Consider the following 320-nt stretch of genomic DNA (forward strand, 5'->3'; position numbering starts at 1 on the left):
TCGACTTTGATAGATTGTTAACAAATGCTTTACGTCAAGGACCAAAGCGATTAATTGTAGGGGAATCGAGGGGGAAAGAAGCGTTAAAAATGATTAACTTCTTCCAAACAGGACATCCTGGTTTCACCTCTGTCCATGCAAGAAGTGCAAAAGAAGCAGTTAGACGTTTAATGCTCATGTGTCTGCAAAGTGGTGCGAATATCGATGCTCAGTATTTATATGAATTAATCTCACAGACATTTGATGTGATTGTCTTTTTAGAAAAGAAAGATGATGGAAATCGCTATATTACAGAGATGATTGAGTTATTGGATTATCAA

The 320-nt window shown here is 36.6% G+C and carries 1 protein-coding gene; it reads left to right on the plus strand.

Features of this window, described 5'->3' with window-relative positions:
- Positions 1–320, plus strand: a 320-nt coding sequence (locus MR170_RS31370; protein ID WP_242310712.1) for an ATPase, T2SS/T4P/T4SS family, incomplete at both ends; no start/stop codon positions are given.

The sequence above is a fragment of the Bacillus cereus group sp. BfR-BA-01524 genome, assembly GCF_022662595.1.
GTDB lineage: Bacteria > Bacillota > Bacilli > Bacillales > Bacillaceae_G > Bacillus_A > Bacillus_A thuringiensis_S.